Source organism: Jiangella rhizosphaerae (genome assembly GCF_003579925.1).
Taxonomy (GTDB): domain Bacteria; phylum Actinomycetota; class Actinomycetes; order Jiangellales; family Jiangellaceae; genus Jiangella; species Jiangella rhizosphaerae.
Genome location: NZ_QUAL01000206.1, coordinates 1 through 685, shown reverse-complemented (window position 1 = coordinate 685; position 685 = coordinate 1). Strand labels below are relative to the sequence as shown.

The 685-nt window shown below is 78.8% G+C and carries 1 protein-coding gene; it reads right to left on the bottom strand.

The genetic code is table 11. From position 1 onward, the window contains the following. The coding region (locus DY240_RS22460) for an endonuclease/exonuclease/phosphatase family protein (protein WP_147375445.1) at positions 1–685 on the bottom strand (685 nt) is incomplete at both ends.

Sequence of the window (685 nt, the reverse complement as noted above, 5' to 3'; positions counted from 1 at the left end):
GGCGGCGGCCGCGTCGCGCTCGGCGGCGGCGTCGGCGCACGGGGCGAGCGACCGCAGCGCCGGGTGGTCCAGCGTCGCGTTGAAGTCGCCGGCGACGATCGCGCCCTCGGCGCCCGTGCACCGCCGCACCGCCCAGGCGGTATCGGAGCGCCAGCGGGCCATCGCGTCGCCGGTGGGCGGCCAGGCGTGCACGGCGGTGATCGGCGGGCCGACGGACCCCGCCGCCGGCGTGACGGTGAACGATCCGAGCCCGCCGGACGGGTCCGGCCGCGGCCGGCCGTACGTCCCCAGCGACGACGCCACGAGCAGCCCCGTCGCCGACGTGATGCCGGCGTCGACCTGGTGGTGGAAGATTTGGAATCCGCCGCCGGCCAGCGCGGCCGCCCGCTCGGTCGTGGCGGCCGAGGTCTCCGGCAGCACGACGACGTCGGCGCCGGTCGCCGTCACCAGGTCAGCGACCACCCGCGGGCCGGCGCCGTCGTAGAGCGTGTTGAACGCCAGTACGCGCACCTCGCCGCGCGCGTCCGCCGCCGGAACGGGGTCGGGTGACAGCCCGCGCGACAACAGCACGCCGGCCGAGAACACCGTCGCCGCCACGATCACGCCGGCCACGGCGGCCAGCGGCCGGCGCGCCCGGCGCAGCGCCAGCGCCAGCGCCGCGACGAGCACTGCTGCGACGGCGCCG